Raw genomic sequence first — 20,594 nt, 5'->3', positions numbered from 1 at the left:
TGAGCTGGTGCGATCACCAAATGTATGTGAAACATTGAAAATTTCACAGTACAGCATAATTGGCCTCCTTATATATTCAGTAGGTTAATGGATGAAGGCAGTGTAGCGGGGATTTTACGGCCCGGCAAGCGCGGGCAGAATGGCAGGCCGGGAGGCATGATTGCCTGACCCGGCCTGTTCTTTAGATAGACGTTCTGCGATAGCTGCGGTATTCCGGCATCCAGAAGTTGTCGTCAATGGCCTGCTGCAGCGCATCGGCGGAGGTTTTCACCGCCACGCCTTGCTGCTGTGCCATTTTTCCTACTGCGAAAGCGATCGCGCGGGACACCTTATGAATGTCTTTCAGCTCTGGTAACACCAGGCCTTCACCGTTATTCACCAGCGGTGAGTGTTTCGCCAGGGTTTCGCTGGCGGACATCAGCATTTCATCGGTAATGCGTGACGCACCGGACGCGATAACCCCCAGACCAATCCCCGGGAAGATGTAGGAGTTGTTGCACTGCGCGATCGGATAGGTTTTATCCTTCCACACCACCGGGTCGAATGGACTGCCGGTTGCCACCAGTGCGTTACCTTCGGTCCAGGCGATGATGTCCTGCGGTGTTGCTTCTACACGGGAAGTCGGGTTAGAGAGCGGCATCACGATAGGGCGTTCGCAGTGTTTGTGCATTTCGCGAATAATCTCTTCGGTGAAGAGACCGGTTTGCCCGGAAACGCCGATAAGAATGTCCGGCTTCACGTTGCGCACCACGTCCAGCAGGGAGAGCACCTCGTTGTCGGTATCCCAGTTTTTCAGGTTCTCGCGTTTCTGAACCAGTCGGGTCTGGAACGGCAGCAGGTTAGGCATACCGTCGGTCAGCAGGCCGAAACGGTCAACCATATAGACGCGGGAACGGGCCAGTTCTTCACTCAAGCCCTCGCGCTGCGTCTGAGCAATAATCTGCTCGGCAATACCGCAGCCCGCAGAGCCTGCCCCCAGGAAGACGATTTTCTGGTAGCTCAACTGGCTGCCTGCCGCACGGCTGGCGGCGATCAGCGTCCCAACGGTCACGGCGGCGGTGCCCTGAATGTCGTCGTTGAATGAACAGATGTCATCGCGGTAGCGGTTCAGCAGCGGCATGGCGTTCTTCTGCGCAAAGTCTTCAAACTGCAGCAGCACGTTCGGCCAGCGAGCCTTAACGGCCTGGATAAAATCATCAACAAACTGATAATACTCATCGTCAGTAATGCGCGGATGACGCCAACCCATGTACAGCGGATCGTTGAGCAGCTGCTGGTTGTTGGTACCCACATCCAGCACTACCGGCAGGGTGTACGCCGGGCTGATACCCCCACAGGCGGTGTACAGGGAGAGCTTACCGATAGGGATCCCCATTCCGCCAATGCCCTGATCCCCGAGGCCGAGAATACGTTCTCCGTCGGTCACAACAATGACCTTGATGTTGTGGTTCGGCACGTTCTGCAGAATATCGTCCATATTGTGACGGTTCTGATAAGAGATGAATACGCCGCGGGAGCGACGGTAGATCTCAGAGAAACGTTCACAGGCCGCACCCACCGTTGGGGTGTAGATCACCGGCATCATCTCTTCGAGGTGGTTCTGAACCAGGCGATAGAAGAGGGTTTCATTGGTGTCCTGAATGTTACGCAGGTAGATGTGCTTATCGATTTCAGTCTTGAAACCCTGATACTGGATCCACGCACGTTCAGCCTGTTCTTCAATGGTTTCCACCACTTCGGGCAGCAGACCAAGCAGGTTGAAGCTACTGCGCTCTTCCATGCTGAAGGCGCTGCCTTTATTGAGCAGGGGGAATTCCAGTAAAACCGGACCGGCATAAGGGATATATAAGGAACGATGTTTTTTCAGTTTGTTGTCCATGTCACTCACTCTTTTTTTGAAGATCCGTCCCTGACACTGCTGTTTGTCATCTTTCTGGCCTGTGCGGTGGGGTGCGGTCAGGCGGTATTATAAAGGAGCTAAATGTTAATTACCGCAACACATAAACAAAAACACCATCGGTTTTGCCGATGGTGTTCAGGATCTCTTACTGGAACTTACTTGCCAGCGTGGCGTTTTCTGCCGGTGGCATGGGTGACTTGCGTTTCACTGTCGCCCTCAATCACCACTTTACGTTGGTTAGAAAGCTTGTAGTTCAGTCCCAGAATATGGCGTGCCTGACGGTTCGATTTCATCTTTACTCCTCAATCCTGTTGATAGTTTTAAGGACAAGTTTGCTTGCGCAAACGAAATGTAACCCCTTAGGTTGCAGATCCAGCTTAGCAGGTTTTTACAAAGAGGCATTCTGTCCACTGACCACGTAGTTAATGGTCTGTTGGTAGATGTCACTGAGGATGTCATTGTCTGTGGATTCCACCCATTTGGTCAGTTCCATCAAAATGTCATCTTCAGTCACAGCACCGTGTTCGGCGTGAAGACCCTGTGCGATCGCGTTAACGAGTTCAGGTTGTGCTGCTGCAGTATTTGCCGGGTAATAAGTAAACATGCTGCCTCCGTGTCGTTGTCTGTGTAATGGTACGGCTCGCAAAAAATGTAATTCACAAACAGAATGGCAAATATTTTCCTTGCTGTGTCTAAGATTCATCTTAGAAATAAAAATGACATAAGTGCATGCTTTTAGACACTTTTAGAAATGGAGAAATAATAACAGGGGACGAGGGGGGATATTTTGATGCCGCTCCTGCTATCCGAGAAAATAGCAGGTGCAGAGATTAATTTACCATTTCATTTCGCCGGTATTCACTTTCGCACTTAATTCCAGCGAGCTCTCTTCGGCCAGGCCCGGATACGCTTTTTTCATGGCGCTAATGACGCCAGCAGAATCTTTGTGATTAGCCAGAGTCTGCTCGAACCGCTGCAGATATTCACGGGTAAAATCGATAGCGCCGGTACCTGACGGTGGCGTCCCCAGATAGTGACCCGGGATCACGCGCTCAGGTTTGTGCGCCGCCATGTTTTCCAGCGTATCCTGCCACTGCTGGCGACGCGCCCTGGTCTGGGTATCGGCCGTCCACAGATGGATGCCCCATGAAACGCCCGTGCCGCCAAGAATCGTCTTCGCTGATGGGATCCAGACATAGGCCGCGTAGCTGTCTGGCTGTTCAATATCGATTTTCTCACCATCAACCATAAACGTGGTGGAGGTCAGCACCTGGGGAACGATCAGCGTAGTTGGCGCGCCGTCTTTCATCTGTGGGCCCCAGAAGGCCAGCTTGGCATCTTTGGTGGCCTTGATATGGTCAACCACCTGCTGAGTCGCCACGACTTTCGCATTCGGGAACGCTTTAACCAGCGGTTGCAGACCAAAGTAGAAGTCCGGATCGCCGGAGGTGATCACAATCTTGTTCAGGGTTTTACCGCTGCGGCGAATTTTCTCCACCAGTGCTTCACCGTCTTTCACGCTGAACTGCGCGTCAAACAGGACGGCCTCTTTCGGGCCGGACACCAGCGTCGACGAGACCGCAAAAATACCTTTCTCCTGCGGGTTCCAGGTATCAATGGTCAACGGTGCGGCGAAGACCGCCGGCGTGAAGAGGGTGCATAGCAGTGCAAGGCGAGTGAGCTTCATCATCATGTCTCTTTTTATCAGGAAAGACCCTATTGTACCGAACTCTACATTTGCCAGAATTCCTGAAACAAGACATGCTTAGTTTCATAAATCGAGCAAATGGAGCGTTATATGGATCGCGTTATTGCCGCACAGGTCTATAACCGGATTTGCGAGCTGGGAAGTTTGAGTGCCGCAGCCCGTGCGCTGGGCATTTCCCGGCCCATGGTAAGCCGTTATCTTGAGCAGATGGAGAAGTGGGCGGGGACCCGGCTGGTGAACCGCTCAACGCGCAAGCTGACGCTGACCGCAGCAGGGGAAAAGGTACTGCAGAAAACGCGTACCCTTTCGCAACTGTCGCAGGAGATTGAAGGTCAGTCGGAGAAAGATTTACCTTCCGGCACCTTACGGGTAGCCTGCGCGCACTTTACCGCCATGCACATGATTGCGCCGGTACTGCCCGGGCTGCTGGCGCGTTATCCGCAGCTCAGAATTGAACTGGATGTGAATAACCATCCCGTGAGTCTGGTGGGCGAGCGTATTGACGTAGCCGTGCGAATTACCGATAACCCGGAGCCGGGGATGATTGCCCGCAGGCTGGGCGAGTGCCGTTCGGTGCTTTGCGCCTCGCCGGACTATCTTGCGCAGCACGGCACGCCCGTGACGCCTGAGGATTTGGCGCAGCACAATTGTCTGCATTACAGCTTCTTCGCGGGTCAGTCGTGGCATTTTGTGACGCTGGAAGGCGAAAGCGTGAGCGTCGCGGTGAGCGGCAATCTTAGCGCCAGTATCTCGTCGTTGTTGATGGACGCGGCGGTTAAACATTGCGGTATTGCAATGCTGCCCGAGCACGAAGCGCAAGGGGCGCTCGAGCAAGGGCTGCTGGTCCCGGTGCTCACAGACTTAGTGCCTAAGCCGCTCGCCATTCACGGGATTTACCAGTCGCGGGAATATCAGCCTGCGGCCCTGCGCGTCTTTCTTGATGAAATTGCAGGGCATCTGAACTGATGCCCGCGCAGTGAGCCTGTGGCTTATTTCGTCGTCAGCCAGGGCGACGTCGTGCTCCAGAAAATAATATCTGCGCCGAGATACGCTTCTGCGAACTGAACAAATTCGTCTTTGGTGAAGGGCTTGCCGGTAGCCGGGTTTCGGTAGGTGAGCGTGGGCTCCTGAACGGCCATGGCGACCAGCGGCAGTTTGTTTTTATACTGGTTAAAGAACGGATAGGCGTTTTTCATTTGCGCCTTGCGGTTGGGAACAATATCCGGTCCGCCAAGCCCGATATTATGGGCACTGGCGTATTCAAACAGCCGCCCCATGTAATTATGGTCATTGTTCCATTCACACGGCCAGAAGTTCACATATTGTACGACATGGGATTGCGTGAAAACCTTTCGCGCAAAGGCGAGGTTTTCCATTTCTCCGGCAAAATAGTTGTCGCACGAAAATCCTGTCGGCGGCTTTTTCTCATCAAGGTCAATCGCGGTTTCCGGTAAGTTCACACCATAAACCTGGCCATCAAAACGCTTCGCCAGGGCTGCCAGTAAGGCCTGATACCGTTCACGCACGGCAGGATCCCACTGCCGGGCTACCCAGCCTGAACCTGTTGGTTTCCCTTCACCAGGGTTGTCAAACTGCGGAGAAATACCGCCGCTGTACTTCGTGTCTGCCATCAGATAATCAGGGACATACCGGGCATCTTTTTCGAAGAAGCGATCCTGAATTTGAATAAACAGCTTTTTATCGCTGGCCTTCAGGCGCGCCAGGTCTCGCTCTATGGGTGAGAAGTCATATCTGTCTTTCTCAGGCTCCAGTGCACGCCAGTTATAAACAATCTGCGCGCCACCGATATCACGACGGGCGATAAACGCGGCGGCGGCATCAAGGTCGCCCGAGCTGGTATAGATAAAATTCTCCGGCGTGCTGGCAAAGAGGGGGAACGTCACGGCGAGCGTGGTCAGCGCCACGACAATCCTGGTGTTTAGCATCATAGGCCTTTCCCTTTTGATGGTTCGAAGTGATGTATCGCATCAACGCCAACCAGAATACTCTGTGTTCCAGGACGCGTCAGATCTCTGGTCTATACTTAACCCTTTGTAAGCCAAAAGGAGAGCAAGAATGACAATTCATAAGCACGGTTCAGCACACTGGTCTGGCGATATTAAACGCGGAAAAGGAACTGTTTCTACCGAGAGCGGCGTTCTCAATCAACAGCCTTACGGCTTCAACACCCGTTTTGAAGGCGAAAAAGGGACCAACCCGGAAGAACTGATTGGTGCCGCACACGCAGCCTGTTTTTCGATGGCACTGTCGCTGATGCTGGGTGAAGCAGGCTACACCGCCGATTCCATTGATACCACCGCCGACGTGTCACTGAATAAAAAAGAGGGCGGTTTCGCCATTACGAAGGTCGCACTGCAGAGCAAGGTTACTGTCCCTGGCATTGACCCTCAGCAGTTCGATGGCGTTATTCAGAAAGCAAAAGCCGGCTGCCCGGTTTCCCAGTTGCTGAACGCGGAAATCACGCTGGATTACACGCTCAATTAAACCTCAGCCGGGTTAACACCCGGCTATCCCTTCAGCGCGGCAGGAAACACCTCTGCCAGCCAGGCGATAAACACTCTCAGTCGATGTGTCAGATGCCGGTTCTGCGGATAAACCACATGAAACGGATAAGCGTCAGGTCGCCAGTTGCTAAGAATTTCAGTTAACGTCCCCGCCTGTAAATGCCTTTTTGCCGAATACTGAAACGTCTGAATAATGCCTAAACCTGCCACCGCCGCCGACAGATGAGCGTTGCTTTCATTCACCCCAAGGAAGTGCGGAATGCTTATCTCCAGCTTTTCTCCCTTTTCCCTGAAGCGAAACGGAAAGGCCCGACCGGTGACGGGAGAAAGGTAGCTAATCAGCTTATGGCCATTGCACAGTTCCCGCGGATAGGCCGGTACGCCATGAAGTTTTAAATAATCGGACGTCGCGCAGGTGACCATTTCGGCGTTGCCCAGATGACGGGCAATAAGGGAGGAGTCGTCCAGAGGGCCGCCACGGATCACGCAGTCAACGTTACCGCTGATCAAATCCACGGGCCGGTCGGCCACGCCAAGGTCGATGCGTATTTCCGGGTAACGCTGCATAAAATCCGGGAGCAGGGGGATCAGCACGTCGCGCGCGGTTGAACCGCCCACATCCACGCGCAGATGGCCTTTCGGCGTCGCGCGAGAAACGCGAAACGACGTATCGATATCTTCAATATCAATCAGCACCCTGAGCGCTTTTTCATAGTACCCGGCACCTTCCGGTGTGGTGACTACCCGTCGTGTCGTGCGATGTAAAAGCCGGATCTCCAGGTGTGCTTCGAGCGATTTCACCAGCTTGCTCAGGGTGGCGATAGGCATATTCAGAGAATCAGCCGCACGCGTAAAACTTCCGGTTTCCACCACCCGTGTAAATGCGCGCATTGCCATGAGCTGGTCCATTCGTACTCCGGATTATTTCCACCTGTGAATAGTGATTTTCATTTTTGCCCGTTTTTCATTAATCCTGCAACCGATAGAGTTTATTCAACGCAAGCGAAAACCTCTTCAACCGTTTTTGCGGGCATCCTGAAAACATGATTAAAGGTTAATAATATGAATACATCTCTCGCAGGTAAAATTGCCCTGGTTACGGGCGGTAGCACAGGTATCGGTCTCGCCACCGCGCAGGAACTGGCGGCCCAGGGCGCGAAGGTTTATATCACCGGACGTCGTCAGGCGGAGCTGGACGCTGCCGTTGCACAAATTGCCACCGCGGCGGTCGGCATCCGTGCGGACGTCTCTCAACTTTCCGACCTCGATAAAGTCTATGCACAGATTGCAAAAGACGAAGGGCGTCTGGATATTCTGTTCGCCAATGCGGGGGGTGGCGACATGCTGCCGTTAGGCGCTATCACTGAAGAGCAGTTTGACCGCATCTTTGCAACCAACGTTCGCGGTGTACTGTTCACCGTGCAAAAAGCGTTACCGCTGTTATCTGCCGGATCGTCGATCATTCTGACCGGATCCACGGTGTCCATTAAAGGAACCGCAAACTTTAGCGTATACAGCGCCAGTAAAGCCGCCGTGCGCAACTTTGCCCGTTCGTGGGCGCTGGATTTGCAGGGGCGCGGTATTCGCGTCAACGTGGTGAGCCCGGGGCCCATCAAAACCCCGGGGCTGGGTGACCTGGTGCCGGAAGAACATCGTCAGGGGCTGTATGACGCGCTGGCCGCCCAGGTGCCGCTGGGACGCTTAGGCGCGCCGGGGGAAGTGGGGAAAGCGGTGGCGTTTCTGGCCTCAGATGCAGCAAGCTTTATCAACGCCACCGAACTGTTTGTCGACGGTGGAATGGCGCAAATTTAAACGTGAAACAGCGCCACCCTGCGTGGCTACTCGCTCAGATTGCGCCAGCAACGCACGCTACAGCCCTCAACTGAAGGCTGTAGCGACTGCGGGCGCTCGCATCCTTGCGCTGCCTGCGGACAGCGGTCCCGGAAATAACAGCCGGTAGGAAGGTGACGATTGCCAGGAAGCTCTGTTTTACGCAGCGCCAGGTTTTCATCCAGCGGTTCACCGGTTCTGGGAACGGAATCAAGCAGCAGCCGGGTGTAGGGATGGCGCGGCCTGACAAGGACCTGATCGGTGGTACCCAGCTCCACGATCTGGCCCAGATACATCACCGCCACACGATCGCTCATGTGTCTGACCACCGAGACGTTATGTGAGATCAACACATAGGTGAGGTTCCGTTCCTGCTGCAGTTTTACCAGCAGGTTGAGGATTTGCGCCTGCACGGAAATATCCAGCGCGCTGGTGGGTTCGTCGAGCACGATGATGTCCGGATTGGACGACAGCGCCCGGGCGATAGCAATGCGCTGGCGCTGCCCGCCTGAAAAGGCATGCGGTAACCGGTCAAGATATTCCGCACGAATACCCACCTGCATCGCCAGCGTCTCTGCAAGCTGGCGCCGTTCGCGTTCACTGCTGCGTTTTTGCACCCACACCGGCTCGGTGATGATGCGCCACACCGGTAAACGCGGGTCGAGGGACGAGAGCGGGTCCTGAAAAACCATCTGCATGCCGCCCGCGTGATGCGTCCGCTGATAGTCGCCGGTGCTGGGCCTGAGCATGCCCATCAATAGCTGTGCCAGCGTGCTTTTCCCGCAGCCGGATTCCCCAACAATGCCCAGCGTTTCGCCGCGACGGATCTGCAGGTCCAGCCCATTGAGGGCATGCACCTGTTCCGTGACGCGGCCCAGCCAGTTTTTGCGCGCGGGAAAGTTGACATGCACGCTATCCAGTTCAAGCAAAATGTCAGACATGGTGTTTCTCCCGTTGCGGGTACCAGCAGGCAGCCATCTGGCCCTCTGCACCATTGGGAAGCAAGCGCGGTGCCTCACCGCATTTCGTCCCGGCGGCAAAGCAGCGCTCGCGGAACGCGCAGCCTTGTGGAAGCTGGCTGAGATTAGGCACCGTGCCGGGAATGGCCGGAAGCAACTCGCGCGGCGCACCATTTTCAGGTGCACATTGCAACAGGCCGATGGAGTAGGGATGAACGGGATGGTGGATCAGCGTTTGCGTGGCACCGCTCTCAATTACGCTTCCCGCGTACATCACATACATCCGGTCACAGAGCTGGGAAACCACGGCCATATCGTGGCTGATAAACAGCACCGAGGTTCCGCTGGCCCGCGCCTTGTGCTTCAGCAGACGCAGTACCTGCAGCTGCACGGTTACATCCAGCGCCGTGGTCGGCTCGTCGGCGATGATAAGCTCAGGCTCGCAGGAGAAGGCAAGGGCGATCATCACTCGCTGACGCATGCCGCCGGACAGTTCAAACGGATAACGCGCCATCACCGCTTTCGCGTCCGGGATTTGCATCTCCTCCAGCAGGGCAATCGCTTTTTGCTGCGCCGCGCGACGGTCGAGCGGCTGATGCTGGCGGATCACCTCCACCATTTGCTTACCAATCCGTCGCGTTGGGTTCAGGGCGGTCATGGGCTCCTGAAAAATCATCGCCACTTTTGCCCCGCGCCACTGGCGAAGCTGTTTCTCCGATGCGGTCAGAACATCTTCTCCCAGCAATGTCACCTGACCGTGATGAATTCGGTAGCTGCCTTCCGGCAACAGGCGCATGGCGAGCATGGCGGTAACTGACTTCCCCGACCCCGACTCGCCCACTACGCCGACAATCTCACCCCGTTTAATCTCCAGCGAGACGTGGTTCAGCGCATGAACCTCACCGCGGTATATCGGGAAACTCAGATGTAAATCCTCGATGGTTAAAACCGAGTCGGTCATGACTGTTTCCCTCCTGATTTCGGATCCAGCAGGTCGCGGATGCCGTCACCAAAAAGATTAAAGCCCACGGCGGTAATCAAAATAGCCGCACCAGGAAAAGCGCAATACCACCACTGGTCAAGTACATAGTTGCGCCCTACGGCAACCATCGCGCCCCATTCGGCGGTGGGTTGCTGTGCGCCCAGACCGATAAAGCCCAGCGTGGCGGCCATCAGAATGGCGCTGCCAATATCCAGCGAAGCCTGCACAATCAGCGGCGGCAGGGCGTTGCGCAGAATATGCCAGCTGATTAAATGCCAGCGTGATGCGCCGAAGGTGCGGGCCGCCTGAACATAGGTAAACTGGCGCACGACAAGGGTTTGCCCGCGAGCCAGACGCACGTAAAACGGAATACGTACAATCGCGATGGCGAGCATTGCGTTAAACAGGCTCGGCCCCAGCGCCGCTGCCAGCGCCATGGTCAGCACCAGCGAGGGAATGGAGAGCATAACGTCCATAATGCGCATAATAATGGCGTCGCCGCGCCCGCCCAGCACGCCAGACAAACAGCCCAGCAGCGAGCCAATACCGCCCGCAATCACCACGACGGCCAGCCCCGCGCTGATCGACTGCTGGCTGCCGGCGAGCACCCGGCTGAACAGATCGCGGCCGACCTCATCGGTGCCAAACCAGTGTTCGGCAGACGGAGCCTGCAGACGCGCGGTCAAATCCAGCGCATTGGGGTCATGCGGCACAATCCACGGTGATGTCACCATCAGCAGGAGCATCAGGATCATGATCGCGGCGCCAATCAGCGTGAGGGGGCTTTTACGCAGCATCCAGAACAGTTTTGCCCAGTTGATGCCTGCTTTCGCTGTTTTAATCGGGACGGGCGTTTCCTGAGTCAACATCATTCGGCACCTCCGCGCCCGATTCGCGGGTCAACCCACAGATAGAGCAGATCGACCACCAGATTAACCAGCACATAGGCCAGTGAGACCACTACCGCGAAGCCCATAACAGCAGGGAAATCGAGTGCCTGAATAGAGGTGACGACCCAGGCGCCCATTCCCGGCCAGGCAAAGACGGTTTCAGTGAGGACTGCGCCATACAGCAGATCGCCCAGTGCCAGTCCAAGCACGGTAATCGACGGGATCATCGCATTGGGCAGGGCATAGCGCAGCACGATGTACCAGCCGGGCAATCCGCTGGCGCGTGCGGTTCGTATGTAATCTTCACTGAGCTGCTCCAGCATGGCCGAGCGGACCTGACGCGCTACAATGCCAAGATGAACAAATGCCAGCGTCATTGAAGGTAAAATCAGATGCTGCAGGGCATTGAAAAAGACCTCCCCGTTGCCTTCCAGCAGCGCATCCACCAGATAAAAGCCAGTAACGCGCGTCGGTGGATCGAGCCAGTCGTCAAGCCTTCCGCCGCCCGGCAGAAGTTGCAGATGCCCGTAGAAGAGGACAATCACCCCCAACCCAAGCCAGAATGCGGGCGTTGAAATGCCCGTCATCGCCATTAACCGCACCAGATGATCCAGCCAGCGGTCGCGGTAGACCGCCGATAAAATCCCCAGCGGCACGCCGATAACCAGCGCCAGCAGCAGGGAACAAAAAGCCAGCTCCAGGGTGGCCGGGAAAAAGGCCTTCAAATCTTCCGCGACCGGACGTCCGGTGCGGATAGAGGTGCCTAAATCGCCATGGGCCAGCGCATCCACATAGCGACCAAACTGGATATACAGCGGTTGATCCAGCCCCAGCTGCTGGCGGATGCCTTGCACAATGTCGTCGCTGGCGCGGTCTCCGGCCAGCAGGCGGGCCGGATCGCCGGGGATCAGGTGTGAAATAATAAAGGTGATGATACAGACACCGGCCACAACCAGGATTAACCCCCAGCATCGCTGGCGCACAATGCTCCAGAACGTCATACACTTTCCCCCGGCGAGAACCGTTATTTACTCATGGTGGCGATGTTAAAGACCTGCTCCAGCATTGGATTAAAGGTGAAGCCTTTCACCTCTTTGTTCATCGCCAGCTGGTAGTTCTTCTGGAACAGATACACGTAGGCCGCCTCGTCGATCACCACCTTCTGCGCCTGCTGGTAATCGTGGGTACGCTCCGCCTGATCGGTGGTTTTCAGGGCTGCCTTCAGCAGGTCGTCAACCTCTTTGTTCTCGTAAAACGAGCGGTTACCCGGCAACCCTTTTTTGTCCGACTCAAACCAGTAGTTCATGAACATGTACGGGTCGGCAAAGTCCGGGCTCCAGTTGCCAATAGCGATGTCATAGTCACCTTTCCCGACACGATCGCGCATGGTGGCGTTAGCCAGTTTTTCCAGCTTCACGTTGATGCCGATCTTGCCGAGGCTCGCCTGCGTGGACAGGGCGATCGGCTCCCAGTTGGGGTCGTTGTCTGAATAGAGGAATGTCAGGCTTGCGGGCTTGTCTTTGACTTTCTCCAGCGCGGCTTTGGCTTTGGCCTCGTCAAAGCTGTACTGCATTGCCGTGGCGTCAAACCCCCACATGCCGTCCGGTATCGGGCCGCGCATCTGTTTACCATTGCCACTCAGGATGCCTTTCACCATCCCCTGATAATCCGTTGCCCAGGAGACGGCCCGGCGTAAATCCACCTGATTGAGCGGGGCTTTGCTGTTATTCAGATAAAGATAGGTCACGCGCAGGGACGGATATTCCGCCACCGCCACTTTGCCTTCTTGCTTAAGGGCTGAAAGCTGATCGACGGGCAGTGAATCGGCGATATCCAGATCGCCACGGGAAAGCTGCAGGCGGCGTGAAGCGCTTTCACCAATAATTTTCACCGAAACGCGCTTGAAGTGCGGCTTCTCACCCGCCCAGTGTGGATTCGGAACGAGCACCAGCTGCTGACCTTTCTGCCAGCTTTTCAGCATGAATGGCCCGGACCCGGCGGTGTTTTGCGCTAAATAACCGCGTGCATCATCGGCAGCGTTCGCCTTTAACACCGCCGGGTTAACGATCGACGCACCGTCGTTGGCCAGGGTGTAGAGGAACGGGGCAAACGGCTGGCTGAGGGTGAATTTCACCGTGTGCGGATCGACCGCATCAATTTTGAGATCTTTCGGGAACGCTTCAGACGGCCCCTGGCTAAGCTTCAGCAGACGTTCAAAGGAGAGTTTTACCGCCTCGGCAGTAACCGGCGTGCCATCGGCGAATTTTGCGTTATCGGTAAGGGTAAAGGTCCACTCTTTCTGATCCTCTGACGCTTTCCAGCCCGTTGACAGGTCGCCCTCCACCTCGGTGGAGCCTGGCTTGTACTTCACCAGACGCTGATAGGCGGGGTAAGTCACCGTCCAGTCGTTGTTATCAATGGTCACCGCCGGGTCGAGCGTTTGCGGGTCGGCCGCTTTCCCGATCACCAGCATATCTTTCGGGACGGCAGCCAGCGCAACCGGGGCGCTGAGTGCCAGCGAGGCGGCGATCAGGGTAGTAAGAAGCGTTGTTTTCATGGCAGTGCTCCAGTTTTAAAGAGGGGTGTGCGTCAACGGGAAACAGGCAAAACGATCGTCAAGCAGGGGATAGCTGGCCGCGTTCGGCAGCTCGAAGTGCCACCATTCGCTGCTGATCCCCACAAAGCCGCCACCGGACATGATGGCGTTAAGCAGCAGGCGATTGCGCTGCGCGTGCGGCGGCACGGACGGGTGCCAGGCGTGCGAGCGATCGTGCATTTCGTCAAAACCGGCCCCCATATCCAGCACGGTGTTCTGTTCGTCCATCAGCGTAACGTCGATGGCCGTCCCGCGGCTGTGGTTGGAACCAATCGCCACATCAACCACGTATTCCGGGTTCGGGCAGGCATCCCACAACTGAGCCTGCGCTTCCTGCGGACGATAAGCGTCGTAGACCACCAGCTTCAGCCCGGCCAGTGCGGCGATGCTGATGGCTTTCGCCAGCGCGGTGGCCGCATCGGTATGCAGCAGGCACAGCGCCTCCTGATAAATCGGACGGCCCGTGATGTTGTCGGCTGTGGCGTATTTCAGATCGATATGCAGCGCAGGGAAGGTCTTCGCCACATCAATCAGTTCACTCTCTGGGGGCATAGCTCCGCTCCTTTAACGTTCGAATTGACCAAACTCTTGTTGTAATTGCCGGTTTACCGCCAGCCGCTGTGGAAGGGCATCACCCAGCGCTTCCACGACACCTGACAGCAGCAGGTTGAACAGACAGCTCACAGGTGCCAGCGAATCCCAGAAATGGCCGGTTTCGGTTTTCACCTGCAGTAAATCAAGCGGGTAATCCCGCGCCCACGGGCACCAGATATCGGTGATCAGGGCCAGCGAAATACCTTTTTCGCTGGCGACCCGACAGTACTGACGCGCAATGGTGGAATAGGTGCGGGTATCGGTCAGCACCACGTAGGGGTGGGCGAAACCGGAGTTCAGGGATTCAACCCAGCTGCCGGACGCGCCTTCGGCGTAGCTGACGCGCGGGCGAAGGTACTCAAGATGACTGAAGAAGGCGTTGGCTATCCCACGAGTCGACTGGATCCCCAGCACAAAAACCGCATCCGCGTGGGCAAGCTGATGAACCACCTGGCGGAATGCGTCGGTGTGCGCCAGCTGATAAACCTGGGTGATGGCATCCACCTCCAGCGACAGAGAGTGTTGAAGGCGGTTGGGCAGAGGGGACTGCTGCTGCCAGGAGTCCAGCCGCTCGTTCATACCCCAGGGCTGATGCGGGTCGCGCAGGCTCTTTTTGGCATCTTCCAGATTGCGGTAGCCGAGTTTTCGCAGAAAGCGTCCCACGGTAATGCCGCTGGTGCCGGTCGCCAGACCCACGCTTTCAGCCGTTTCAAACGGGATCTGTGCGGCATGCGCCAGCAACCAGCTCGCCACCCGCTTCTCGCTGGGGGTCAGCTGGCTGAACGTGGCTTCAATACGGCTCAACACCTCGGGTTTCGTCGTCATACCGCCTCGCTGTTAACAGGCTATCAGTCATCAGGTTTGTGTTATTTGATTAACAATGCATGACGCGTGCCATGTCCACAGAGAGACGGGACGCCGCTGTGCTGCAAACTTCATGCAATATTTAGTTAACCAATGATCAACATTTGTGCAGCGTAGTTCACTTTTGGTGCACTGGCTGAGCGGGGAGGTATGAATTTCGTGAATACGTCAGCGTCTTCACATTTTTGATAAGATAGAGACAACGTAAATATGAAAGGGATCCCGGCATGGCGAACTTGCCCTGGCGTATCAGCGTGCGCCTGATGGCGCTCGCAAAGAAAATGGCGACGATCGCAGGAGTGGTACTGATCGTCCTGCTCGCGGTTCGGGTTTATCTCTCGCAGCAGGGACCGGAACTGCATCTCTGGCATACCTGGCGGGCAGATGAGATGTCCGTACGCGAGATCGATAAGGCGAATTTTGCCCAGTATGTCGCCCGGGAAAACGCCATTTTCACCGATCTGGATAACGCGGTAACGCGCAAAACCCAGGGTGAGGAGCGCACGCCGTTAAACCGTTACTACCGTCAGAGCCTGGTTTGGCCCGGTAAATTTTCACCCGATGCCAACCGCTCCTTTGTGCTGATGCCCGCCGGAACGCCACGCGGCGCGGTGGTGTTGCTGCACGGGCTAACAGATTCGCCTTACAGTGTCCGGCATCTTGCCCGTGATTATCAGCAGCACGGTTTTGTGGCGGTGGTCCCACGCCTGCCCGGGCACGGCACCGCGCCCGGCGCGCTGACCGACGTTGACTGGGAGAGGTGGCTGGCGGCGACGCGCCTTGCCGTTCGCGAAGCCACGCGGCTGGCGGGAGACAATGTTCCCCTGCATCTGGTGGGTTACTCCAACGGTGGGGCGCTGGCGATGAAATATGCCCTTGATGCGCTGGACACGCCTGCGCTTCGCAAACCGCAACAGCTCATTCTGCTCTCGCCAATGATTGGCGTCACGGCGTTCGCCCGGTTTGCAGGATTGGCCGGATTGCCGGCGATGTTACCGCCGTTTGCCAAAGCGGCATGGTTAAACATCTCGCCGGAATATAACCCGTATAAATACAATTCCTTCCCGGTCAATGCGGCGCGCCAGTCATGGCTCTTGACCCAGGCCCTGCAGGAGCAAATGGGGCGGGATGCCCGGGAGCACAGACTGGACCAGCTGCCGCCGGTACTCGCATTCCAGTCGGTGATGGATTCAACGGTCAGCACCCGCGCCGTGGTCACCGGGTTATTTGACCAGCTTCCGGCGAACGGCAGCGAGCTGGTTGTATTTGATATCAATCAGGCCGCCAGCTTCCGTCCTCTCTTTAAACCGTCGTCGTGGGCGGCGACCTCTGAGTTACTGCCTGTGGCGAAAAGGCGTTACGGTGTCACGATTATTACCAATGCCAGCGCGGACAGTTTCGCCGCGGTGGCGAAAATAACCCCGGCGGGAGGCACCGATGAGACCGCGGTACCGCTGGCGATGTCCTGGCCGCAGGAGGTCTATTCACTGTCGCATGTCGCCGTGCCGTTCCCGCCTGATGACGATCTCTATGGCCGACATCCTGCGGAGAAAAACCGGTATGGCATTAGCCTCGGCACGATTGCGCTGTGGGGGGAAACCTCCGTGCTGAGCGTAGGCAAAGACGCGTTAATGCGGGTGACGTCGAACCCGTTTTATGCCTACATGCAGGAGAGAATTGACAGACGCATCGGGGATGAGAAAAAGTAGCCTCTCCCGCAAGGGGTTAATCTGTTAGGTCGCGAAGATGAAGTATGTTAAACAGTAATGTCCAACGCATACCTCTTATCGGAACACGTTTTTGTGCTGACTACTCTTATCTACCGCAGCCAGTTGAATTTATCCTGCCGATCCGCCGAACTCCAGGCGCTGGTTGAACAGGCCAGGACGCGCAATGCCGGGTTGAATATTACCGGCGTTCTTCTTTCAAAAGGGGATGATGTCCTGCAACTCCTCGAAGGCTCGGAAGAGAGTGTGGTTAGGTTGTTTCAGAAGATCCGTGAGGATAAGCGGCATAGCGGCGTGGTTGAGCTTATGCGGGATTACGGCCCCCGCAGACGTTTTGAGAATGTCGGTATGCTGCTGTTTGACCTGCAGAACCAGTCGCCGAAAGACGTTCTGCAGTCGGTGCTGCATTACAGCAAACTGGACAGTTATCTGACATCTGATGATCGGGTGTTCAAATTTATTCAGACGTTTATTACCGGCAAACGTCCGGCCCCGTCGGGGGCGCGTTTTGCCCCGGAGAAATGGACGCTCTCGCGTGAGAAATCGCCGTTTGGCGAGAGTCTGGGTCTGCTGGACAAACAAACCTGCCAGTTCGCCCTCCAGCCCATCGTCGAACCGCTGGAAGGGAAAATCAGTTCGCTTGAGGCCCTTATCCGCGGTAATGACGGGGGAAGCCCGGAGCATTTTTTCAGCCGCCTCGATCAGGACAAAATCTATGAAGTCGATCTCCAGACCAAAGCCTGGGCTTTTGCGCTGGCCGATAAACTGGGGATCGGGAGCCATAAAATCGCGGTAAATCTTCTCCCGATGTCGCTGGTGAAAGTGCCTGGCGCCGTGGAGTTTCTGGTTGAACAGATTAAACAACATGGGCTTCAGCCGGAGCAGGTGGTCATTGAAGTGACCGAAAACGAGATGATTTCCGGGTTCAACAAGTTTAATAGCGCCATTAAACACCTGCGCGCTGAAGGCATTGGCCTGGCGATCGATGATTTCGGTTCCGGATACGCCGGGCTTTCACTGCTGACCCGATTCCAGCCGGATAAAATTAAAATTGACCGCGAAATTGTCAGCAATATTCATCTCAGTGGGCCAAAACAGGCGATTGTGCGCTCGATAGTCAGCTGCTGCACCGACCTTGAAATCACCCTGGTGGCGGAAGGCATCGAGAAGCTGGAAGAGTGGTGCTGGCTTGAATCTGCCGGGATCCGACGCTTTCAGGGCTTTCTGTTTGCTCGTCCAGCGCTGAATGGCGTAGGCGATATTAGCTGGCCACACCTGGTGCGTTAAGCCAATTTTCCTTCCGTATTATTTCCCCTTCGTCCTGCCTGTGCTTAAATAGCTAAAACGGTTTAACATTGTTTAGCTGAGAGGATCACATGCAAAAAATCTGGGTACTTGGCGATGCGGTAGTGGATTTATTACCGGAGGGAGAAGGCCGGTTGCTGCAATGCCCCGGCGGCGCGCCGGCGAACGTGGCGGTCGGTATTGCCCGTCTGGGCGGGAAAAGCGCCTTTATCGGCAGAGTCGGCGACGATCCTTTCGGTCGCTTTATGCATAAAACGCTGGCTGACGAGCAGGTTGACGTAAACTGGATGCGCCTCGACCCGGCACACCGCACGTCAACCGTGGTCGTGGATCTGGACGAACAGGGCGAACGCTCTTTCACCTTTATGGTTCGCCCGAGCGCCGATCTGTTTCTGGCATCAGCCGACCTGCCGCCCTTTAGCGCAGGAGAGTGGCTGCATGTTTGTTCCATTGCTTTGAGCGCTGAACCGAGCCGTTCTGCAACGTTTCAGGCCATGAACGCGGTCAGGGAAGCGGGGGGTTATGTCAGTTTCGACCCCAATATCCGCCCGGATCTCTGGCCGGATGAGGACGACCTGCGCCGCTGCCTCGAACAGGCGCTGCAATGCGCTGACGTCGTCAAACTCTCCGTCGAAGAACTGGCTTTTTTAACCGCCGACCTTGGGGTCACGGAAGGGCTGGCCGCGCTGATGCGCCGCTGTCCGGCCCGGCTGGTGCTGGTCACTCAGGGCAAAGATGGAGTCATCGCCTGGCATGACGGAACGATGAAGCATTATCCGGCAACCCCCGTTGAATGCGTGGACACCACCGGCGCAGGTGATGCCTTCGTGGCGGGACTGCTTTATGGACTGGCTTCCGCTGGGAGTATCGACAGCCACGATCTTCCACGCGTGATCGCATTAGCCCAGCGCTGCGGCGCGTTAGCCACCACGGCTAAAGGGGCGATGACCGCGCTGCCTTATCACCCGCAACTGTAATTCCTCCCGCAACGGGCCGTCTGTCGACGGCCTGAATTGTCGCCTCGATCACACTTACTAAATCGGTTTAGCAAAAAAGATTGCCGATCCAAAATTGGCAGGTTTAGTATCATCAACCTAAACCGGTTTAGCAATTTAGCACTTTCAATGACTTCTTTTAGGGATGCGACAAAATGTATAAAAAACGCAGACTTGCCGTGATGATAGGCATGCTGGCCGGGAGTACCTCTGTTTTTGCCCAAACGGATATGACGAGTATCGAAGCGCGTCTTGCTGCTCTGGAGCAGCGTCTTCAGGCTGCGGAAACCCGCGCGCAGGTTGCGGAGAAACGCGCCACCGACGCAGAACAAAAAACGCAGCAGTTGGTGACTGCCCAGCAGCAGACGCAAACAACAACCCAGCAAGTGGCGCAGCGTACCGCCGCACTGGAGAAGAAAGCCGATCAGAGCAGTGGGTTTGAGTTTCATGGCTATGCCCGTTCTGGCCTGCTGATGAACGATGCGGCGTCGAGCAGTAAAAGCGGTCCTTATCTGACGCCAGCCGGGGAAACCGGTGGCGCGGTCGGGCGTCTGGGGAATGAAGCCGATACCTATGTTGAGCTGAACGTGGAACACAAACAGACCCTGGATAACGGGGCGACCACGCGCTTCAAGGCCATGCTGGCGGATGGTCAGAAAACCTACAATGACTGGTCCGCTGACACCAGCGATCTCAATATTCGTCAGGCGTTTGCTGAACTGGGCAATCTGCCTGATTTTACCGGCGCTCTGAAGGGCAGTACCTTCTGGGCCGGCAAACGCTTTGACCGGGATAACTTTGATATTCACTGGCTGGACTCCGATGTGGTGTTCCTGGCCGGTACCGGTGGTGGCGTGTATGACGTGAAATGGAATGAATCGCTGCGCAGCAACTTCTCTCTTTACGGGCGTAACTTCGGCAGCGAAGAGCAAATCGACAATAACGTTCAAAACTACATCCTCAGCATGAACCACTTCGCCGGGCCGTTCCAGCTGATGGTGAGCGGCCTGCGGGCAAAAGACAACGACGACCGCAAAGACAGCAATGGCGATCTGATAAAAACTGACGCCGCCAACAATGGCGTTCATGCCCTGGTCGGATTGCACAATGAAAGTTTCTACGGCCTCCGCGAAGGTTCAGCCAAAACGGCGCTGCTGTACGGCCACGGGCTGGGGGCAGAGGTGAAGAGCATCGGTTCCGATGGTGGATTGCTCTCTGAGGCCGATACCTGGCGCTTTGCAAGTTACGGTGTCACGCCTCTTGGTGGTGGCTGGCATATCGCGCCTGCCGTTCTGGCCCAGAGCAGTAAAGACCGCTATGTCAAAGGCGACAGCTATGAGTGGGTCACGCTCAATACCCGCCTGATTAAAGAGGTCACGCAGAATTTCGCCCTGGCGTTTGAGGGCAGCTATCAGTACATGGATTTAAATCCGGAAGGGTATAAAGACCGAAACGCCGTCAACGGAAGTTTCTACAAGCTGACCTTTGCCCCAACGTTAAAAGCGGGCAAGATCGGCGATTTCTTCAGCCGTCCTGAGTTGCGTCTGTTCGCCACCTGGATGGACTGGAGCAGCAAACTGGATAATTACGCCAGCGATGATGCCTTTGGCAGCAGCGGTTTCAACGCCGGCGGGGAATGGAACTTTGGGGTACAGATGGAAACCTGGTTTTAACCTTTTACGCTCCCGCAGTGCGGGGGCGTTTTTCACATCATAAAAA

The 20,594-nt window shown here is 56.1% G+C and carries 20 protein-coding genes; 7 read left to right on the top strand and 13 right to left on the bottom strand.

From position 1 onward, the window contains the following. Positions 1-181: 181 nt before the first annotated feature. The 4 genes from HV340_RS11400 to HV340_RS11385 form a co-directional block, all read right to left on the bottom strand. On the bottom strand, positions 182-1,879 hold the full coding sequence (locus tag HV340_RS11400; protein ID WP_020884079.1) for an NAD-dependent malic enzyme: 1,698 nt from the start codon (positions 1,877-1,879) through the stop codon (positions 182-184). A gap of 176 nt (positions 1,880-2,055) precedes the next feature. Then, a complete protein-coding gene (sra, locus tag HV340_RS11395) occupies positions 2,056-2,193 on the bottom strand; it encodes a stationary-phase-induced ribosome-associated protein (protein ID WP_013096533.1) in 138 nt (45 codons plus the stop codon). A gap of 95 nt (positions 2,194-2,288) precedes the next feature. Continuing rightward, positions 2,289-2,504: a biofilm-dependent modulation protein gene (bdm, locus tag HV340_RS11390; protein WP_020884080.1), complete on the bottom strand. Its 216-nt coding sequence runs from the start codon at positions 2,502-2,504 to the stop codon at positions 2,289-2,291. 231 nt (positions 2,505-2,735) lie between these two features. After that, the gene (locus HV340_RS11385; protein WP_025204138.1) at positions 2,736-3,587 is read right to left on the bottom strand and encodes a Vmh family MBL fold metallo-hydrolase; all 852 of its coding nucleotides are present in this window, start codon (positions 3,585-3,587) and stop codon (positions 2,736-2,738) included. A gap of 111 nt (positions 3,588-3,698) precedes the next feature. Between HV340_RS11385 and HV340_RS11380 the strand changes: the two genes are divergently transcribed. Continuing rightward, entirely contained in the window at positions 3,699-4,574 is an 876-nt protein-coding gene (locus tag HV340_RS11380) for a LysR family transcriptional regulator (protein ID WP_020884082.1), read from the top strand. A 23-nt stretch (positions 4,575-4,597) separates the two neighbouring features. Here HV340_RS11380 and HV340_RS11375 read toward each other — a convergent pair whose 3' ends face one another. Next, the gene (locus HV340_RS11375) at positions 4,598-5,557 is read right to left on the bottom strand and encodes a hypothetical protein (protein WP_014170172.1); all 960 of its coding nucleotides are present in this window, start codon (positions 5,555-5,557) and stop codon (positions 4,598-4,600) included. A gap of 127 nt (positions 5,558-5,684) precedes the next feature. Between HV340_RS11375 and HV340_RS11370 the strand changes: the two genes are divergently transcribed. After that, positions 5,685-6,113 (top strand): OsmC family protein, encoded by a 429-nt coding sequence (locus tag HV340_RS11370; RefSeq protein ID WP_063924918.1) that lies wholly within the window; start codon positions 5,685-5,687, stop codon positions 6,111-6,113. Between the two features lie 23 nt (positions 6,114-6,136). On the opposite strand, the gene HV340_RS11365 is transcribed toward HV340_RS11370, so the two are convergent. Next, on the bottom strand, positions 6,137-7,042 hold the full coding sequence (locus HV340_RS11365; protein WP_063924919.1) for a LysR family transcriptional regulator: 906 nt from the start codon (positions 7,040-7,042) through the stop codon (positions 6,137-6,139). Positions 7,043-7,195: 153 nt separating this feature from the next. On the opposite strand from HV340_RS11365, the gene HV340_RS11360 reads away from it, so the two are divergent. Further along, positions 7,196-7,945, top strand: a complete 750-nt coding sequence (locus HV340_RS11360; RefSeq protein ID WP_020884087.1) for an SDR family oxidoreductase — start codon at positions 7,196-7,198, stop codon at positions 7,943-7,945. Positions 7,946-7,971: 26 nt separating this feature from the next. On the opposite strand, the gene HV340_RS11355 is transcribed toward HV340_RS11360, so the two are convergent. From HV340_RS11355 to HV340_RS11325, 7 genes are read right to left on the bottom strand one after another with little or no spacing between them, the layout of a single operon-like run. Next, positions 7,972-8,904 (bottom strand): ABC transporter ATP-binding protein, encoded by a 933-nt coding sequence (locus HV340_RS11355; protein ID WP_063924920.1) that lies wholly within the window; start codon positions 8,902-8,904, stop codon positions 7,972-7,974. Continuing rightward, complete coding sequence (locus HV340_RS11350) at positions 8,897-9,883, bottom strand: ABC transporter ATP-binding protein (protein WP_020884089.1); 987 nt, start codon at positions 9,881-9,883, stop codon at positions 8,897-8,899. The genes HV340_RS11355 and HV340_RS11350 overlap by 8 nt, the downstream gene beginning before the upstream one ends. Next, positions 9,880-10,776 carry a D,D-dipeptide ABC transporter permease gene (gene ddpC / locus HV340_RS11345; protein WP_181216536.1) on the bottom strand — a complete coding sequence of 299 codons (897 nt, stop codon included), beginning with the start codon at positions 10,774-10,776 and terminating at the stop codon, positions 9,880-9,882. The genes HV340_RS11350 and ddpC overlap by 4 nt, the downstream gene beginning before the upstream one ends. Beyond that, positions 10,773-11,795 carry an ABC transporter permease gene (locus HV340_RS11340; protein WP_014170162.1) on the bottom strand — a complete coding sequence of 341 codons (1,023 nt, stop codon included), beginning with the start codon at positions 11,793-11,795 and terminating at the stop codon, positions 10,773-10,775. Before HV340_RS11340 ends, ddpC begins: the two co-directional genes overlap by 4 nt. Positions 11,796-11,818: 23 nt before the next feature. Next, positions 11,819-13,351 (bottom strand): ABC transporter substrate-binding protein, encoded by a 1,533-nt coding sequence (locus HV340_RS11335; RefSeq protein WP_032680965.1) that lies wholly within the window; start codon positions 13,349-13,351, stop codon positions 11,819-11,821. A 15-nt stretch (positions 13,352-13,366) separates the two neighbouring features. Then, positions 13,367-13,942 carry a D-alanyl-D-alanine dipeptidase gene (gene ddpX / locus HV340_RS11330; protein ID WP_014170160.1) on the bottom strand — a complete coding sequence of 192 codons (576 nt, stop codon included), beginning with the start codon at positions 13,940-13,942 and terminating at the stop codon, positions 13,367-13,369. Positions 13,943-13,954: 12 nt separating this feature from the next. After that, a complete protein-coding gene (locus tag HV340_RS11325) occupies positions 13,955-14,809 on the bottom strand; it encodes a MurR/RpiR family transcriptional regulator (protein WP_025204147.1) in 855 nt (284 codons plus the stop codon). A 266-nt stretch (positions 14,810-15,075) separates the two neighbouring features. Between HV340_RS11325 and HV340_RS11320 the strand changes: the two genes are divergently transcribed. From HV340_RS11320 to HV340_RS11305, 4 genes are all read left to right on the top strand, one after another. Beyond that, positions 15,076-16,557: an alpha/beta hydrolase gene (locus tag HV340_RS11320; protein ID WP_047744690.1), complete on the top strand. Its 1,482-nt coding sequence runs from the start codon at positions 15,076-15,078 to the stop codon at positions 16,555-16,557. Positions 16,558-16,650: 93 nt separating this feature from the next. Continuing rightward, complete coding sequence (locus tag HV340_RS11315; RefSeq protein WP_025204149.1) at positions 16,651-17,862, top strand: diguanylate phosphodiesterase; 1,212 nt, start codon at positions 16,651-16,653, stop codon at positions 17,860-17,862. An 89-nt stretch (positions 17,863-17,951) separates the two neighbouring features. Then, positions 17,952-18,857, top strand: a complete 906-nt coding sequence (locus HV340_RS11310; RefSeq protein WP_063924923.1) for an aminoimidazole riboside kinase — start codon at positions 17,952-17,954, stop codon at positions 18,855-18,857. A gap of 173 nt (positions 18,858-19,030) precedes the next feature. Further along, positions 19,031-20,548 carry a carbohydrate porin gene (locus HV340_RS11305; RefSeq protein ID WP_063924924.1) on the top strand — a complete coding sequence of 506 codons (1,518 nt, stop codon included), beginning with the start codon at positions 19,031-19,033 and terminating at the stop codon, positions 20,546-20,548. Positions 20,549-20,594 lie beyond the last annotated feature (46 nt).

It is taken from the genome of Enterobacter sp. RHBSTW-00975, from assembly GCF_013615235.1.
In the GTDB taxonomy this organism is placed as follows: Bacteria; Pseudomonadota; Gammaproteobacteria; order Enterobacterales; family Enterobacteriaceae; genus Enterobacter; species Enterobacter ludwigii.
This window is presented reverse-complemented; position numbering and strand designations above follow the sequence as displayed.

What these genes read in the sequence shown, in the direction of transcription:
- HV340_RS11400 (WP_020884079.1), bottom strand. Translation starts at nt 1,879, where the DNA reads ATGGACAACAAACTGAAAAAACATCGTTCCTTATATATCCCTTATGCC.
- sra (WP_013096533.1), bottom strand. Translation starts at nt 2,193, where the DNA reads ATGAAATCGAACCGTCAGGCACGCCATATTCTGGGACTGAACTACAAG.
- bdm (WP_020884080.1), bottom strand. Translation starts at nt 2,504, where the DNA reads ATGTTTACTTATTACCCGGCAAATACTGCAGCAGCACAACCTGAACTC.
- HV340_RS11385 (WP_025204138.1), bottom strand. Translation starts at nt 3,587, where the DNA reads ATGAAGCTCACTCGCCTTGCACTGCTATGCACCCTCTTCACGCCGGCG.
- HV340_RS11380 (WP_020884082.1), top strand. Translation starts at nt 3,699, where the DNA reads ATGGATCGCGTTATTGCCGCACAGGTCTATAACCGGATTTGCGAGCTG.
- HV340_RS11375 (WP_014170172.1), bottom strand. Translation starts at nt 5,557, where the DNA reads ATGATGCTAAACACCAGGATTGTCGTGGCGCTGACCACGCTCGCCGTG.
- HV340_RS11370 (WP_063924918.1), top strand. Translation starts at nt 5,685, where the DNA reads ATGACAATTCATAAGCACGGTTCAGCACACTGGTCTGGCGATATTAAA.
- HV340_RS11365 (WP_063924919.1), bottom strand. Translation starts at nt 7,042, where the DNA reads ATGGACCAGCTCATGGCAATGCGCGCATTTACACGGGTGGTGGAAACC.
- HV340_RS11360 (WP_020884087.1), top strand. Translation starts at nt 7,196, where the DNA reads ATGAATACATCTCTCGCAGGTAAAATTGCCCTGGTTACGGGCGGTAGC.
- HV340_RS11355 (WP_063924920.1), bottom strand. Translation starts at nt 8,904, where the DNA reads ATGTCTGACATTTTGCTTGAACTGGATAGCGTGCATGTCAACTTTCCC.
- HV340_RS11350 (WP_020884089.1), bottom strand. Translation starts at nt 9,883, where the DNA reads ATGACCGACTCGGTTTTAACCATCGAGGATTTACATCTGAGTTTCCCG.
- ddpC (WP_181216536.1), bottom strand. Translation starts at nt 10,776, where the DNA reads ATGATGTTGACTCAGGAAACGCCCGTCCCGATTAAAACAGCGAAAGCA.
- HV340_RS11340 (WP_014170162.1), bottom strand. Translation starts at nt 11,795, where the DNA reads ATGACGTTCTGGAGCATTGTGCGCCAGCGATGCTGGGGGTTAATCCTG.
- HV340_RS11335 (WP_032680965.1), bottom strand. Translation starts at nt 13,351, where the DNA reads ATGAAAACAACGCTTCTTACTACCCTGATCGCCGCCTCGCTGGCACTC.
- ddpX (WP_014170160.1), bottom strand. Translation starts at nt 13,942, where the DNA reads ATGCCCCCAGAGAGTGAACTGATTGATGTGGCGAAGACCTTCCCTGCG.
- HV340_RS11325 (WP_025204147.1), bottom strand. Translation starts at nt 14,809, where the DNA reads ATGACGACGAAACCCGAGGTGTTGAGCCGTATTGAAGCCACGTTCAGC.
- HV340_RS11320 (WP_047744690.1), top strand. Translation starts at nt 15,076, where the DNA reads ATGGCGAACTTGCCCTGGCGTATCAGCGTGCGCCTGATGGCGCTCGCA.
- HV340_RS11310 (WP_063924923.1), top strand. Translation starts at nt 17,952, where the DNA reads ATGCAAAAAATCTGGGTACTTGGCGATGCGGTAGTGGATTTATTACCG.
- HV340_RS11305 (WP_063924924.1), top strand. Translation starts at nt 19,031, where the DNA reads ATGTATAAAAAACGCAGACTTGCCGTGATGATAGGCATGCTGGCCGGG.